Origin of the sequence: Viridibacillus arenosi, from assembly GCF_001955655.1 — a bacterium.
Lineage (GTDB): Bacteria > Bacillota > Bacilli > Bacillales_A > Planococcaceae > Viridibacillus > Viridibacillus arenosi.
The window spans coordinates 360045-376473 of the sequence record NZ_MSPW01000003.1 but is presented as its reverse complement, the minus strand read 5'-3'; the positions used below and the strand labels follow the sequence as shown (position 1 = coordinate 376473).

Below are 16429 nucleotides of genomic sequence, written 5' to 3'. Positions count from 1 at the left end.
TCTTTCTTATTAAAACAGTTTACGGGCAGTGATCCTCACATTCCAACCTCCACATAGAAGTGGGGGTTGGAATGTGAAAACCCGTTTGGACCAACTATCCATCTTGGAGATTGCTCACCATTGATGGAAGAGTTAACTTATAACAATATTTTATGGTCAAATTCTTGAATCCATTGCTTATTCGCAAAGTCACGTCCCGTTATTCGAATGCTATCGTCGAATACTTGCACATACAGTCCTTGACTTCCATCTGAGTTTACTACTGTGTCTCCGCCTTCTCCATCAGGTCCCCAAGTATTGTAAATTGCTCCTGTACTAACGAAAGTTGTACCTTGCTCTACTAACATATTCGGGTTGCGAAGATCCCAATGTGAATGTCCCGCAAAAAGAAAAGCGTGTTTCAATTCTGATAAGTGATTTCTTACTTCTTTATCTTGGATAACACCATTTTGATAATATTCTATATCCGTTTCGTATGTTGAAAAGGGTAGCGGTTGATGAAGGAATACGAAAACAGGTTTGTTATCCTGTTTTAAAGCGTTGACCTTGTCTTCTAACCAGCATAACTGTTGTTCGCTTAAAACAGCTGAATCTTTTGTCGGGCTACCGACAGGTCCCCAACTTTCCGTTCCTAAAAAAAGAAAAGGATATTCGTTTATCATTACATCGCCATATACGTTTTGAAGGTTACTGAAATCCAAAAAACGTTGAATAGAAGGATTATTTCCATCATTTTTGAAGAATTCGTGATTACCAATTGTATAATATGTCTTTTCTGGATGAGGATTTTCATCCATTATTTTTTTGAATATTTCATAGCTCTTACTTTCGCCATTATTTATTAGATCCCCATTAATAATTAATGCCTCCAATTGGGGATCTACTTCATGAATATCCTGTAAAGCAGAAGCAAGTTTCTGTTGTGACACAACATCAAGCTCAGTAAGCTGAATATCACTAATTACAAAAAATGAAAATATAGGTTTATTACTACTCATAGTGTGTATCCTCCTTGATAATCAATTGTCAATCTTGCTCCTATGAATGACATCATCACTAATCAATGAATATAGCTCTCATATGTATTAATTACTAGAAACTAATACTCAAAAATAGATTTAGACTTAGAAAGCCACTCAATAAAAATCCTTTCAAAATCTTCTAGTTTCGTTTTCACAATGCAGTCTGTTGAATCAGTAATCTGGTTGAAGAAGGGATGATAAATGACAGGAGTGTTAGACTGATTTAAAATGCGCAGTTTGTTTAGTTTCAAAAAGACAAAAGTTCATTAGTTAGAATATTCAATTTAATAGTAACACCAAAAGTTGTAGTGTCAACCCATTCAATTTTAATGCTGAGGGAGAATAAAGGTAGGATATGTTTTTAACTTCTATAGTTTTCTGATCCACATCCAATAAAGCCCCTTTCTTTATTATCTTTAATAATAAGTATTTAAAACTGCTACATGAAAATTACTATTATGTCTCGCTATATGATTCTTAGCATTCTCTGAAGTAATTTATGAAAGAACCAAAAGGTATAGGTTACACATAATTTAACGCTGTAATGCTATTCGTAATATGGTTGTAGGGTATACCAGCTGAAGTGTTATTCTTTTGCTGGTGCATAAAATGTTAATTTAGTTATTTGGGAAATTATGTTGACACTTGGTTTATTTAACTATATATTATCCGTAGTCATAATATTCAGATTACTATTAAGGGTTAGGGTGTTTGCTGTTCTTACTTGTACCTACAACCCGTTAGTGGTACGTGGAAAATGAGTGTTGTGAGGAGTGCAATAATCCATTAAATGAAAACGTTTGCAATGTTGCGGGTGATACAGCAAAACATACTTTATGTTGATTTTGCTAAGTGTTATTTTTCTCTTTTTAGTGAAAGAGATTATACTAACATTTTTACTTCTTAGACACATACATATTTAAGTTCAAACAGATATCATGATAGCAATTTTTGAAAATTTTTTCTCAAGAATGAAGAAGTGCTAGAAAATGCACTACTGTTTTGGTGAACTTGCAAACCCATTCGTTGCACCTGGTTTTACAATGTTACCTTTTCTAAGGTGTTACGAATGGAAAATTCAAAGGGGAACAAATAAAAGAGCTAAATGAGGGGGAGATTGTATTGAAGAAGGGGTATTTTGCAGGTATCGTAACAAGTTTATTACTAACGACTAGTATTTTAGGAGCTTGTTCAAGTAATGAGGGAGCAGATGGTAAAAGTGATAATGTAAGTAACTTAAATAAAACGGGCATGCCAATTGTGAAAGAAAAGATAGAGGTTGATGGATTTGCTGCAAAGCGCTTTTCTTCACAAGATTGGAGCAAACTTATGCTTTGGGAAGAGTATGAAAAAATGACGAACGTTGAAGTAAACTGGGAAACAGTTTCTACTGAGGTATTGTCTGAAAAGCGAAACTTAAAGCTTGCAGCTGGGGATTATCCTGAATTTTATTTTGCTTCGGCTTTTCCAAAAACGGATTTAATTAAATATGGTCGACAAGGTGTATTTTTACCGTTAAATGACTATATCGATAAGTACGCGCCAAATTTTAAAAAAATACTAGATGAATATCCGTCGATGAGAAAAGGAATTACTATGGCAGATGGTAATATTTATGGTTTCCCTGCGATTTACGATCCGAATTTCGAAGCCTTACACATTGGGACACCTTGGATCATGCAAGAATGGTTGGACAAAGTAGGGTTAAAGGAACCTGAAACGCCTGATGAATTATACAAAGTATTAAAAGCATTTAAAGAAAAAGATCCGAATGGCAATGGAAAAGCAGATGAGCAAGGATGGGGTGGAGGAGACGGTATTGCCCCATTCATTGACTATTTACGAGGAACGTATGGTTTGAATAAACAAGGGACTATGAATAAAAACCTCGACTTTAAAGAGGGTACTAAAGAATTCCGATTTGTACCGGCTACTGATGAGTACAAGGAATTACTTACATTCTTGAACAAACTTTATACAGAAGGCTTAATTAACAAAGATGTATTCACGACTGAATCCTTGCAATTTTCTACAGAATCGTCTAAAGGGATCTATGGGATGCTAAGTGAGATTGACCCAGCAACATTGCTTCAACTAGATGGTTATGTTGGTGTGCCAGTGCTTGAAGGGCCAAAAGGAGAGCGTGCATACAATGCAATGACAAATGGTCTTGGCAACTTAGGTATGTTTGTCTTAACAGATAAAGCAAAAAATCCAGAAGCTATGGTTCGTTGGATGGATTACTTTTATGGAGAAGAAGGCAATAAGATGTTCTTTATGGGCTTCGAAGGTGTGACATATGAAGAAAATGGTGATGGGACAGTTAAGTATTTAGATAGTATTACAAACAATCCTGATGGAAAAAATTTAGACCAGGCCGTAAGTGAATACTTGACCTGGCCAGGTGGATATTATCCAGGAATCGTAAGAAAGCAATATTTCCAAGGTGCTGAAGGGAAAGAAGCCTCTGCAGTTAATGCTGAGAAAGCGAGACCATATCGTATAAAAGATGAAGATATTCTTCCAGGGCTAAATTATACATTGGAAGAAAACGATAAGATTAGTACAATTACTACGGATGTTCAAACATATGTAGACGAAATGACAGCCGGTTTTATTACGGGTAAACAAGATTTCGGTAAATGGGATGAATACAAGAAATCACTTGATAAGATGGGATTACAAACTTATCTTGAGGTTTCTCAAGAAGCATACGATCGTATGCAAAAAGAAAAGTAAAATGAAAGAACGCATACAGAGGTTCTCCTTTGTATGCGTTTTACTATGGAAATACGGGGTTTTAAATTTGGGGAATTATATTGGATATCTTAGACTAAAATCATCGAATCTATTATAGTATTGCTACTATTTATACATCACCTATCAATTTTGTTCAACAAATTTATAGTGTAAGACCCATTCGAACAATGCAATTAATACGAGCAGCACCTCCTGTAGGATACTAGTATTAGGCAATAAGTTGACAATCTGAAACGCATCCTAGGATGCGTTTTAAATTTGACATTAACCAATTTAATAGAAGAGTGACACTATATAGCAAAGGAATCTTTAAATAATATTATATTAAGAATATTGAGAATATTTTAGGTGAAATCATAATAAATTACAGTTATACAGTAATTATTCCTCTGTTAAGAGAAAGGAATTAAGTTATGGAAGAAATTTTTCAAAAAATAAAGCAATTAAGATTTGAACAAGGTATGACTTTAAAGGAATTGAGTGAAAAGACAGATTTGTCTGTTAGTTTCTTATCCCAAATTGAGAGAGGAACATCATCACTAGCTATCACATCATTAAAAAAAATTGCTGACGCATTTGGAGTGAAGATGATTCATTTCTTCGAAGAGACAGAAAATCTAAATTACGCAGTGAAAAAGCAAGATCAAAAACCTTTTAAAATAGAAAGTTCTGATTCTACTTATGTTAGGTTAAGCAATAATTTTACAGATAGAAAAATAGAGCCATTTCTCGTAACAATAAAACCTCACCAAAAAGAAAATGAACCATTTAAACATCCGGGTGAAGAGTTTTATTACGTTCTAAAAGGGGCTGTATTATTCACTGTTGACCAGACGGAATATTATCTGCGTGAAGGAGAAGCAATACATTTCCCTTCAAGTCTTCCTCATATATGGGAAAATCCTACGAATCAGGAAACTATATTACTTTCCGTAATCACTCCAGTTATTTTTAACTAAACAAATAAATTTCATAAATTAAACACATAGAGACTTAAGGTTTCCGTAAACAAATAAAAGGAAGATCTACCCAATGATTTTAAGATTTGATTTCCTCTATGGGTGTTAGAATTTCAGAACGGAACCATTTATTAAAGATTTATTAAAACACTTATAGAAATTATTTGATTTTTCGACAATCCAAGAAACTTGGCGAAAATTAAAGGAAGATTGCGAGCAATAGTTAATTTGGTGTTCCCCAAGCCAAATTTTGTGCTATAGATTAGTATGTTAAATTTTCTGAATTATAAGTTTATTTATATCTGTAGTATATCTATTCTTTAGCAATCATTTTTAACAATACTTTTGAAAGAGGTGAAACTGATGACATTACTAAGAGTGGAGGATTTGACGATTAAATTCAAGTCACGCCAGGGTGTTGTCAAAGCAGTAGATAAACTAAACTTTGAACTAGCGCAAGGTAGTTCATTAGGAATCGTTGGTGAAAGTGGTAGCGGCAAAAGTGTTACCTCCCTTACTATAATGGGACTTTTACAAAATGCTAACACTGAAATCACTGGAAATATTGATTTTGATGGCTTAGATTTGTTAAAACTCTCACCTAATGAAATGCGGAAGATTAGAGGAAATTCTATATCAATGATATTCCAAGAGCCAATGACCTCACTTAATCCTTTACATACTTGTGGCAAGCAAATTATGGAACCAATCTTGATTCACCAAAAAGATGTAAGTAAACAAGAGGCAAAAAATCATGCAATTGAATTACTAAGAATGGTAGGAATCCCTTCTCCTGAGCAGCGATTTCATGAATATCCACATCAAATGTCTGGTGGTATGCGACAAAGAATTATGATAGCTATCGCTTTAGCTTGTAATACCAAACTATTAATTGCCGATGAGCCTACTACTGCATTAGATGTTACTATTCAAGCGCAAATTCTAGATTTAATGAACAGTCTGAAGAAAAAAAGAGATATGAGTATTATTATGATCACCCATGATTTGGGTGTCGTGAAAGAAATGTGTGAGAAAGTAGTAGTCATGTACACTGGCCAAATTGTTGAAAAAAGTCCAACTGAGTTAGTATTTACTGATCCTCTTCATCCATATACAAGAGGATTGCTTAATGCTATACCTAAAATCTCTAGTAAAGTGGAAAGACTTGAAGCGATTGAAGGCACTGTCCCTGATGCGTTGAATATGCCAAGTGGTTGCAGTTTTCATCCTCGTTGTAAATATGCAACAGAGAAATGCAAATTGAAAGCTCCACCATTATTTCAACTAGAAGATGGTCGTGAAGTAAAATGCTTTATTTATGACGGATCTAAAAAGGGTGATGATGTAAATGCAACAAAATAAATCGAATCGTATAGCTGCGATATCAAACCACATTGGCACAGAAAACATTTTAGAAGTTTCACACTTAAAAAAGACCTTTCATATTAAAAGTCCAGATGGAAAAAAAGGCTTACTTAGAGCAGTAGATGATGTTTCTTTTACGATAAAAAAGGGTGAAACATTTAGTCTTGTCGGTGAAAGTGGATGTGGTAAAAGTACATTAGGTAGGACGTTACTTGGTCTATATACACCTGATCAGGGATCTGAAATTTTATTTAATGGCGAGGATATTACAAATTTCTCAAAATCAAAACGGAAAAATTTTGCCAAAAAGGCACAACTGATTTTTCAAGATCCATCTGCTTGCTTAAATCCACGTAGAACCATTAAGCAAATTTTACTAGAACCATTCAAAATTCATAAAATACAAAATGGTGAAGCAAAAATTAAAGAACTAATGGATGTGGTTGGTCTAGCAAGTCGCTTCCTCGATAGATTTCCTCATGAAATGTCAGGAGGTCAGAAACAAAGAGTTGGAATTGCTAGAGCATTGGCACTAAATCCAGATCTTATAGTGTGTGACGAACCTGTCTCAGCTTTAGATGTGTCAATTCAAGCACAGGTAATTAACTTACTAGAGGACCTACAGAAACAATTGAACCTTACTTATCTATTTATCTCCCATGATCTAAGCGTGGTACACCATATTAGTGATCGAGTCGCAGTTATGTATTTAGGTAAAATTGTTGAATTGACTACTCGTGATGAACTATATGAAAAAACGCAACATCCGTACACAAAGTCGCTCCTCTCCTCTGTTCCAGATGTTAGCGATGAACATCGAGAGAAGATTATTCTTACAGGAGATGTTCCAAGTCCATCTAATCCGCCTGCCGGATGTCGGTTCCATACAAGATGCCCTGTAGCAATGGATATTTGCAAAACACAGGAGCCTGACTTTATTCAAACAGGTAGTAATCACTTTGCAGCATGTCATTTGCATACAACGTAATACTATAAAATTTTTTATAAAAGGAGAACGTAGATGATGAAAAAAATTTCTTTACTGTCTATCTTATTGGTATTGGTTCTATCACTTTTCGCCTGTAGCAATGATGAAGAAAAAACAAATGAATCTGAAGGCACATCTAACACGGATACAATCGTTATCGGGGTTGCTTCCGACTGGAAAACCTTGGATCCAGCTCGTGCTTATGAAGTGTTTGGGAATCTCTATTTCTATGCAACATATGAGAATTTATACACGTTGGAAGGGTCAGAACTTACACCAAAGCCAGCCCTTGCAAAAGAATATACGGTAGACGAATCTGGACTTGCGTATACATTTAAGCTAGACGAGGGTCGTAAATTTTCAAGTGGTAATGCTGTAACTGCAGAGGATGTTGTATTTAGTTTTAATCGTACAATAAATTTAAAAGATAATGCTTCTGCCCTTGCAGAAGGAGTTGCCAAAGTGGAAGCGCCAGATGACAAGACTGTTGTCGTCAATCTTAAGGAAAAGGATGCATCATTTATTTCAAAACTTACAAGTAATGCCTTTGCAATTGTAGATAGCAAAGTTGTGAAGGAACAAGGTGGATCAGATGCAGAAGATGCAAGTACAACTGATACAGCTACTACTCACCTTGATGGGACATCAGCAGGCAGCGGTCCATATGTATTGAAGAAGTGGACTCCAAATACAGAGATGGTTCTTGAAAAGAATCCGTATTATAAGGGTACAGTGAATGCGAGTAAGATTATCATCAAAGAAATTCCGGATCCAAATACACAAATTCAAGCACTTGAAAAAGGTGAAATTGACGTAGCGTTAAGCGTTGGACCTGACCAAGTGAAAAATATCAAAGAGGGTGGAAATTCGAAGGTTGTATCTTCACCAACTTCAACAATTTCATTCTTACTAATGAATAATAGTACTGAAATAGGAAAAGAAATGGCGGATCCACTTGTTCAGCAAGCTGTTCGTTACGCACTTGACTATGAAGGCTTCCAGCAATTAGCAGGCGATGGCGCACTATTACCAATGTCATTTGTTCAAGATGGTTTTGTTGGTGCAAAATCTAGAGCAGATAATTATCAAAACTTAAAAAAGGCAAAGGATTTGATGAAACAGGCAGGGTATGAAAATGGCTTTACAGTACCACTAACAGCTGCTAATTACGATTCAGAAGGACTTTCATGGGTAACAATTGCTGAAAAAGTAAAAGAAGATCTTGCGAAAATTAATATTAATGTGGAAATTCAAACTGGAGATGTTGGGGTTGTTATCGAAGACTATAGAAACGGGAAAACGCCATTCCTAGTTATGCACTGGTCACCTGACTACTATGATCTAAGCAACCAATTAGCATTTATTCCAGGCGATATTGTAGGAAAACGTGCGAACTGGGAACCCTCAGCTAATGCTGAATTAGTAAGTTTATCTGAACAAGCGAAAGTGGAAATTGATGATACAAAACGTGCAGAAATTTCTGGGAAAATGCAGAAAATAATTGCTGAGAATAGTCCATATGCATTCTTAGTACAGCACCCTAAATCATTTGCTATAGGTACCAAACTTGAAGGTGTTACTTATAACGACCTTTATAAATTACGATTAAATGAATTAAAGCTTTCAAAATAATTTTTTACGATCAAGCAGCTATTCGTAGGTAGGTAACTATCTACTGTAGCTATTTATTGAAATTTACTAGGAAGCTGTATTTTAGTTGGGAGTGTGATTCAAATTGCTTAGATTTATTGCTAGGCGTCTATTGTTTCTGCTTTTCTTATTATTTGGTGTGGCACTTTTCGTTTTTATTCTTTCGCATTTAGTGCCAAGTGATCCGGTTGCTGCGAATTTGAGCCAAAGTGCATTGAATAATCCTGAAATTGTTGCTGCTTTTAAAGAGAAGTGGGGACTAGATCAGTCGCTTTTTAGTCAATTACTTCTGTACTTCCAACACTTATTGACTGGTGATTTGGGTACATCAATACGAACAGGTAGACCTGTGTTTGATGATTTAATGCAGTTCTTCCCAGCAACATTGGAATTATCGATAGTAGCGATGGTGATTGCCTTAGTATTAGGTATTCTATTTGGAACAATCTCTGCCATTTTCAGAAATAAGGCTATTGATCATATCATTCGTACTGTTTCTATTAGTGGGGTATCTATACCAAGCTTTTGGTTTGCTTTAATCATGCTCAATATTTTTTCTTCAGTTTTAGGCATTACGCCTGGACCTGGACGAATTGATGCACGAGCAACAACTCCTGAAGGGGGAACAGGATTACTTCTATTAGATTCACTTATTAGTGGGAATTTTCAATTATTCGGTGATGTGGCTATGCACTTGATTCTACCAGGAACGGTGTTAGGATTCTTTACTATGGGATTAATTGCTCGTCAAACAAGATCTAATTTACTTGAAGTGTTGTCAATGGATTATATACGTACAGCTCGTTCTAAGGGTTTGAAGGAATCTGCGATTATCGTTCAACATGCGATTTCCAATGCAATGATACCGGTCATTACAGTAGCTGGAATAGGATTTTGTAATTTACTAGGTGGAATGGTGCTAGTTGAGAATATTTTTGCTTGGCCAGGAATTGGACAATATGCCTACCTATCTGCCGTTTCACTCGATTTCCCAGCTATATGCGGCGTCTCATTATTAATTGCTTTTATTTATGTTGTTATTAATCTACTAATTGATATCCTTTATGGGATTATTGATCCGAGGGTGAGGTATAAATAATGAGAAAATTTAGCTCTTTTATCTCTCAAAAAGGATTTCTTTTTAAACTGGGATTATTCATTTGTGCATTTTGGATTTTCGTTGTCATTTTTGTACCATTAATCGCTACACATAGTACAACTGCACAAGATTTGTCCATTCGATATCAGCCACCAAGCTTTTCACATTTCTTTGGTACCGATGAGTTGGGGCGTGATGTATTCTCACGTGTTATGTATGGCTCTAGAATTTCTTTATCAGCAGGTATTATTACCGTGATAATTGCCTTTTCTTTTGGTATTTTCTTTGGGGGAATAGCAGGATATAAAGGCGGGAAAGTGGACGAAGTAATGATGCGTTTCTCAGAGCTTATTATGGCATTTCCACCACTAATTTTAGCGATGGTAATCGCAGCAGCACTTGGTCCAAGTATCATAAACTCAGTAATTGCAATGGCCATTATATGGTGGCCAAATTATGCAAGATTAATGCGTTCAATGGTTATCTCCTTAAAAGAAAGTGAGTATGTTACTGCTTCTCGCGTGATGGGTGCTTCACATATTCGAGTTCTATTTTTAGAAATTTTACCGAATAGCTTTGGTCCATTATTGGTTATGGCAACACTTGACCTGGGGAATGCAATCTTGATGTTTTCTGGATTAAGCTTCCTTGGACTAGGAACACAGCCCCCTACACCTGAGTGGGGTTCAATGGTATCAGATGGGGCAAAGGTTATTCAAAATTGGTGGGTATCTACCTTCCCAGGGCTAGCAATTTTCTCAATTTCTATAGGTGCTAACTTCGTAGGGGATGGTCTACGAGACTTCCTGGATCCAAAACTCCAAAAAGAATAGGTGGTAAAATGAAATGAGAAAAATTAATATTAATCAAGTCGAGCCCATTGGCATGCCAATTTATGAAATGAAGAAACTTTTTACAAAACAGGGGAATTTTCAAGAAGTGAGCATGAGTGTTATTTCTCTAACACCTGGCGAACGAATTCCTACTGTAGGCATGAGCTGTCATAATGAAGATGAGTATTCTTATATTTTCAGTGGAGAAATAGAAACATATTGTAATGGTGAATACAGTGTGGAAAAGGCTGGAGATGCAACACTAATCCCCGCTGGCGAAGAGCACTGGTGCGTTAATAATAGCAGTGAACCATGTATGCTCGTTTGCTTTATGGTGAAAAAAGCTGAATAATAATTGGTGCTTTCTTATTCAAAATTGGTCCAATAAGATATGCAATAAATTCCTCAAATTTTAATGAATCTTGAGAAATAGATTGGCTTGCTAGAGGTGATTTAAAATATTTAAAAGGCGCTACTGATACAAGAATTTTAAAAAGTGATATTTTAAATCGTTTAAAGTAAAATAATAAATATGTATTTCATAATAAACTCAACTAATTAGATTAGTTGAGTTTTATGTTTTTGTAAATCTCTAAAAAATATTAAAAAAGATGTGATGAGTCAAATGGGGGAAATTGCTATATTGGCTGAAAAACCATCTTAGGCAAGAGCTTATGCAGAAGCTTTTAAAGTTAAACAAAAAGAGAAAACGTTTATTGAATTAGTGCCTTGTTCTACATTTCCTGATGGTGCAGTTATTTAGTAGTAATAGAAATGATCAGATGGTATTATAAAGGTCCTTTTCATGATTTCTCAGTGAAATAATCATGTATTAAATCTAGTCATTAATCTTTCGTTTTAAAATCTTTGAGGAAATATAGTACTAAATCATCATCATTTTCACATTTTGCATATTGTTCTAATTGTTCCCCCTTATACCAAACGCCGGAACCATCAGGAATATACCCTCGTTTTACATACATTCGTTGAGCTGAACCATATCCGTAATGCAATCCAACTGCTAGTGAAACAAAGTTACTTTTCTCCTTGGCAAGTCTCTCTGCTACATCCATCATTTTATTGCCTATACCTTTATTCTGAAATTTAATAAGTACATTTAGGTCGACGATTTCCGGTATGTTTTTAGATGAAAAAGGACCAACTTCAGTATTCGGAAGTAATGTAACGTATCCAGCAACTGCATTGTTTACTTCAGCAATTATTACAGCCCTTTCATTCTTCTCCTGCTGATTGAAATAGTTATGAAATAACTCAGATGCTTTCTCCCAATTTTGCTCAGCAAACGCAGTTACAAAATTTCCTACATCACTTTTTATCATGGAGCGAATAAGAACACTATTATCTTTATGAGATATCATCATTTTCCACCTTTCTCTAATTCTCGTTTTATTTAAGTGAATGTTTCATCGTGTTAGCTTAATACTTCACCTGTTACATTTAATATGTATTATTTTAAAAAATTAATAATAATCTATATCATTTTACTACAATATTCTATTTATTTAAATATTTCCAAATTATGAAGTGTGTTGATAAGATTTTTTTGAATAGTTTAGTTTACAATAGTATTAATGAATAGAAAATTACCTAATTTATATATTTAAGGTATAATTCGGTCGTGTTTTGATTATAAGGAGGGTGTTTAATGACTGTTAGTGAAGATATATTAAACAGAAAAGGGGCTAGAAAAGCTAGTGAAATCCCCAATGAAGTTCTAGAATTACTTAATCAAGGTGAAATAGAGAGTGTTAATTTAACGGAATGGCTTTCTATTAATCATAGTTCATTAGTAAAGAGTATCTTGCCAGAGATTGGTTTAGAGGATAAAGTAGAATTTGTCATAGCTGAATTAGAGCTGCAGGAAGCCCATTCTGGCATGAAAGCTATACGTATGACAGGAGCTTTGTTAGATAAAGTAATGGCAGGGCAAGTTGAAATAAAAAGGGAAGAAATCATAATGAAATGCTCCATTCATATGTCAGATAGTGTAAGATGTTGGGCAGCATTTATGAATAAAAATTCCAATGACTCATTAGAAGGGAAATTGAAGTATATTGAGCCATTCGCAGCAGATCCTCATTTTGGTGTTCGGGAAATTGCCTGGATGTCTATTCGAGAAAACCTTTCAGAAAATATAGAGATGAGTGTGAATTTGTTAGAAGAATGGGCAAAAAGTGATGATGAGAATATTCGCAGATTCTCAGTAGAATCTATTCGTCCACGTGGTGTATGGACTAAGCACATTGAAACACTAAAACAAGAACCTCAACAAGCCCTACCGATTCTTAATTTACTCAAATCAGATTCGTCTAAGTATGTTCAAGATTCTGTTGGAAACTGGTTAAATGATGCTAGCAAAACCCAACCAGAATGGGTAATAAACCTGTGCGAAAAGTGGGAGAAAGATTCAGATACTAGGGAGACGAGTAGAATTATTAAAAAAGCCAAGAGAACAATAATGAAGGATAATTAAATTGAAAATCATATGCAAAAGTAAATGTTATAATTGATTATTATATTGTAGCTTTTTGAATAATATAATTTTTATATTTATGTGTTAACGAACAGGTAGGATGACGAGAATAATCTTGATAAGAATTAGGAGCAATTTAATTTGGCACAGTATTCATTTTCTTTTTCAGAGATCTTACAGAGTTGCCAAAAGTGAATACAGCTTGTTACCAATCCGTCAGATAATCAAAAATGAAAATCACCTTTCAATTCTTTTAGAAGCAGGTGACCTGATAGAAGAAACAATACAAAAGTGGAATTAGCAAAGATAGAGCGGATAATTTGCAGTAGAAAAGTAATACATAGTTTGGCCAGTTAGCAATTAAAAGCTAACAGGTTATTTTTTTATTTGAAATAAGAACAAATGTTCTGTATACTGATAAAAAAGGAGTGAACATAGTGAAAGAGCAGCTAATCAAAGCCATGCAGCGCAATCAAATTATTGATTTAATATACATGTCGAAAGGTGGAAAGATAACTAAAAGGCGTGTGAAAATCATTAAAATGACCGATGGAATTTTCCAAGATTATTGCTTTGTGAAACATGCAAAAAGAACTTTCATAATAGAAAATGTTCTTGCTACTAGTTCAGTATTTCGAAAAGAGAATGTTGTTGTATGATTCATCAAGACCCACAAATTCATATTCATAATGCAATCATATTAGAACTTACACTACGTACTTTAGAGCGGGATAAAAAACATATGGATTCGTTAAAAACAAATTTTGCTTTTAAAGCGTGGATTGATCAAGAGTTGAAAAATTTAACGAGAGATCTAAGAGATGTGAGCCGAACATTGGGTATGCATGGCATGAAGGTATTGGAAGGTACAAAGGAAATTGACGAATATTTCGTCGCTTATACTATTAAGACTCGAGGAAATGACAAGGAATTACGTTACTCTAAAGTAGCTTTACGAAATCAAGTAAATGAGGAAGTAAAGAAAAGACTTGGATTGGAATATAGAGAGCAACTTAGTTAAGTTACCTAACTCTGCCGAAATGTAATAATAAAGGTAACTGTATGATAAAACTCTAATTACACAGTAAAACTCGGCATCCTCCGGGGTGCTTTTTTACTGTGGTAAAAGAGAGTTTCAAACTAATACTTATTGAATGTTCGTTTATTTGGTGATTATCGTCAATACCCTACTATGTTTAATTATAAACAAAAAAACATCCTAAATGGATGCTTTATTAATATAACTGTTGGTTATGACATGAAGGAAATCCATTGATATCTTGGATCATGTGGAGGTCGTATTGTTTGAGTGCGAATTGTGCTTGATATAGGTATTCAGTAACAAGAAGTTTTCCGCCTGATACACCACACAAAACACCTGAAGTCCCTTGACCATTTGTGAATGAGATTCCAACTGGTTGGCCTATTAAGTACCTAATTTTATAATGCCAAGGCATAATTATCAATCCTTTCAGCACAGTATATGTTTTTTGAGTTACTAGGTGCCTGTACGTTTTAGGATTTATAAGAAGGATGCATTGGAGGTTTGCTATGGAGCTATGTACTATATGTAACGGACCTTTGAAGTCGAAGAAATAAATTGAGAATGAAATCGATTCTGTCTGTTTGCAAGTGAAAGAAAGCAAATGAAGAAGATGAGGTTGAGAAATTTCAAACTAGTATGGGTGAACTACAAGCGTTGCAGAATAACTGAAAGTTAACGAAAACATACAAGAATGCGGGGGAAAAGTTCCGCTATAATTCACTTATACTAGAATTTAGATACTATTGTTGAGCACAACAACTGCAAAGCCCATGGAATAAAAATGAAAAGAATGACTATTTCAATTTTACACAGAGGAGTTAGTCAAACTACTACCTATAAGGTTTCTGTTTATTAACTTGATACTTTAGTTTTTCTAATTCAGAGGTTAAATAATCAATCTGTTTTTGCATATTTTTATTATCTTCTCTATCCTTTTTATCATTATTTATTTCTTGTCGTTCTGCCTCTAATGCAAGTATTGCTGAAATAGTGGATATTGTGTCACCGAGTGTAGATATTACTTCAGCAACGACGGCTAGCTCAGCGGCCTGAAGTGATAATTGGTTTCCATTATCTTGCCCTATGCTTTTATTATTTCCCTTCAAACTGTTAGCCTCCAGTAATCAATGTTTTGTCATAACTATTTTATGCTACATGTATTTTTTTATGAAGAATCGTTGATGTGTTTAATTTCTATTTAAGGAATTTATTGAAACAATGCTATTCATGAAGCAAAGTGAGGTTTAAGTAAATTCACGTATGTAATGTTTCTTTTATTAACATTGTGATTTACATCACAGACTTTTAGTCTTTTACAAATTATAATTGGTATGGGAGGCGAATATCATGTTAGATATAGATTATTTAGAAGATGAAGCATTTGAGAGTGTCGAAGAAGTTGTTAGACAATTTATCGTTAAAATTGGTGATCAGAAGATTAAAATAAGAATCACTAAAGATGCTCATGGACATTTTCAATTTGTAAACAGCCATTACTATCAAGGCAGTAAGCAAGCAGAATCATATATTGCATCTTTATCAAATTTTCCTTCTGAAAAAATAGCGATTATGAATGCAAAATTACAAATAGTTTCGTCTTATGATCCAGCAGATGAAAATGGTGTTTGGCTAGAAAACGAATCTTTCTAAAACTGAAGCATCCTTAGGGGTGCTTTTTTATTTTACTCTGACACAATGATATATTCGAGATGGTGTTATGGAAAGAGAGTTAACAAGGAATCCGAAACAAAGCAAGGACGTGATGGGATATCTATTAAACTTGCTGACAAAATAAAGGCACTCGACCTGTTAACGAAGCATATGGATTTGTTAGATAATCGTGGGTTGAAGATTTAAAAGTTGAGAAGCTCTTTACGTAGTATATAAACTTCAATGCGGTGATGGTGAAGGGGGAGTTGCTCCACACGAAAAGTAATAATAAAGGTAACTGCCCAATAAGACCATAACTATAAAGAATAAATGAGTATCCTTCGGGGTGCTCTTTTTTTGAAAAATTTTCTTGTATGGTTGGTGTTTTAAAGTTTTAAATTTACAAACTGGATGTTAGCGTCAATAAAGATGAAAAGAGTGATAAATAGTCCTTTTTATATTTCATTTAAATAGAATGACTAATTCGTAATTAATTGAGTTTCTTCTATATATATAGTTAATGTATTATGTAAAACACCTGCCGACGTATAGTTTTATTGTGTT

16 protein-coding genes are annotated in these 16429 nt (G+C 34.5%); 12 read left to right on the top strand and 4 right to left on the bottom strand.

Going from position 1 to position 16429, the window contains the following annotated elements; genetic code table 11:
• Window positions 1–137: 137 nt before the first annotated feature.
• Entirely contained in the window at window positions 138–998 is an 861-nt protein-coding gene (locus BK137_RS08420) for a metallophosphoesterase family protein (protein WP_051448610.1), read from the bottom strand.
• Between the two features lie 1146 nt (window positions 999–2144).
• On the opposite strand from BK137_RS08420, the gene BK137_RS08415 reads away from it, so the two are divergent.
• The 8 genes from BK137_RS08415 to BK137_RS08380 all read left to right on the top strand — a co-directional run bounded on the left by BK137_RS08415 (window position 2145) and on the right by BK137_RS08380 (window position 11028).
• Window positions 2145–3761: an extracellular solute-binding protein gene (locus BK137_RS08415; protein ID WP_038181275.1), complete on the top strand. Its 1617-nt coding sequence runs from the start codon at window positions 2145–2147 to the stop codon at window positions 3759–3761.
• Between the two features lie 434 nt (window positions 3762–4195).
• Window positions 4196–4741: a helix-turn-helix domain-containing protein gene (locus BK137_RS08410; RefSeq protein WP_038181277.1), complete on the top strand. Its 546-nt coding sequence runs from the start codon at window positions 4196–4198 to the stop codon at window positions 4739–4741.
• Between the two features lie 363 nt (window positions 4742–5104).
• On the top strand, window positions 5105–6103 hold the full coding sequence (locus BK137_RS08405) for an ABC transporter ATP-binding protein (RefSeq protein WP_038181280.1): 999 nt from the start codon (window positions 5105–5107) through the stop codon (window positions 6101–6103).
• Complete coding sequence (locus BK137_RS08400; protein WP_051448611.1) at window positions 6090–7094, top strand: ABC transporter ATP-binding protein; 1005 nt, start codon at window positions 6090–6092, stop codon at window positions 7092–7094. Before BK137_RS08405 ends, BK137_RS08400 begins: the two co-directional genes overlap by 14 nt.
• A gap of 33 nt (window positions 7095–7127) precedes the next feature.
• A complete protein-coding gene (locus tag BK137_RS08395) occupies window positions 7128–8726 on the top strand; it encodes an ABC transporter substrate-binding protein (protein ID WP_038181281.1) in 1599 nt (532 codons plus the stop codon).
• A gap of 103 nt (window positions 8727–8829) precedes the next feature.
• Window positions 8830–9843 (top strand): ABC transporter permease, encoded by a 1014-nt coding sequence (locus BK137_RS08390; protein ID WP_038181284.1) that lies wholly within the window; start codon window positions 8830–8832, stop codon window positions 9841–9843.
• Window positions 9843–10676 carry an ABC transporter permease gene (locus BK137_RS08385; protein WP_038181287.1) on the top strand — a complete coding sequence of 278 codons (834 nt, stop codon included), beginning with the start codon at window positions 9843–9845 and terminating at the stop codon, window positions 10674–10676. Before BK137_RS08390 ends, BK137_RS08385 begins: the two co-directional genes overlap by 1 nt.
• Window positions 10677–10689: 13 nt before the next feature.
• Window positions 10690–11028 (top strand): cupin domain-containing protein, encoded by a 339-nt coding sequence (locus tag BK137_RS08380; protein WP_051448612.1) that lies wholly within the window; start codon window positions 10690–10692, stop codon window positions 11026–11028.
• Window positions 11029–11521: 493 nt separating this feature from the next.
• Here the strand turns inward: BK137_RS08380 and BK137_RS08375 are convergent, their stop codons facing one another.
• Window positions 11522–12055 carry a GNAT family N-acetyltransferase gene (locus BK137_RS08375; RefSeq protein ID WP_038181293.1) on the bottom strand — a complete coding sequence of 178 codons (534 nt, stop codon included), beginning with the start codon at window positions 12053–12055 and terminating at the stop codon, window positions 11522–11524.
• A 287-nt stretch (window positions 12056–12342) separates the two neighbouring features.
• On the opposite strand from BK137_RS08375, the gene BK137_RS08370 reads away from it, so the two are divergent.
• The 3 genes from BK137_RS08370 to BK137_RS08360 all read left to right on the top strand — a co-directional run bounded on the left by BK137_RS08370 (window position 12343) and on the right by BK137_RS08360 (window position 14191).
• Window positions 12343–13170: a DNA alkylation repair protein gene (locus BK137_RS08370; RefSeq protein WP_038181305.1), complete on the top strand. Its 828-nt coding sequence runs from the start codon at window positions 12343–12345 to the stop codon at window positions 13168–13170.
• A 437-nt stretch (window positions 13171–13607) separates the two neighbouring features.
• Window positions 13608–13829 carry a hypothetical protein gene (locus BK137_RS08365; RefSeq protein WP_038181308.1) on the top strand — a complete coding sequence of 74 codons (222 nt, stop codon included), beginning with the start codon at window positions 13608–13610 and terminating at the stop codon, window positions 13827–13829.
• Window positions 13826–14191, top strand: coding sequence for a YhjD family protein (locus BK137_RS08360; protein WP_038181312.1), 366 nt, complete (start codon window positions 13826–13828; stop codon window positions 14189–14191). The genes BK137_RS08365 and BK137_RS08360 overlap by 4 nt, the downstream gene beginning before the upstream one ends.
• Before the next feature lie 214 nt (window positions 14192–14405).
• Here the strand turns inward: BK137_RS08360 and BK137_RS08355 are convergent, their stop codons facing one another.
• Window positions 14406–14627: a hypothetical protein gene (locus BK137_RS08355; RefSeq protein WP_038181315.1), complete on the bottom strand. Its 222-nt coding sequence runs from the start codon at window positions 14625–14627 to the stop codon at window positions 14406–14408.
• A gap of 418 nt (window positions 14628–15045) precedes the next feature.
• Entirely contained in the window at window positions 15046–15321 is a 276-nt protein-coding gene (locus tag BK137_RS08350; RefSeq protein ID WP_235175687.1) for a hypothetical protein, read from the bottom strand.
• A gap of 241 nt (window positions 15322–15562) precedes the next feature.
• On the opposite strand from BK137_RS08350, the gene BK137_RS08345 reads away from it, so the two are divergent.
• Window positions 15563–15865, top strand: coding sequence for a hypothetical protein (locus BK137_RS08345; protein ID WP_038181316.1), 303 nt, complete (start codon window positions 15563–15565; stop codon window positions 15863–15865).
• The last annotated feature ends 564 nt before the right edge of the window (window positions 15866–16429 follow it).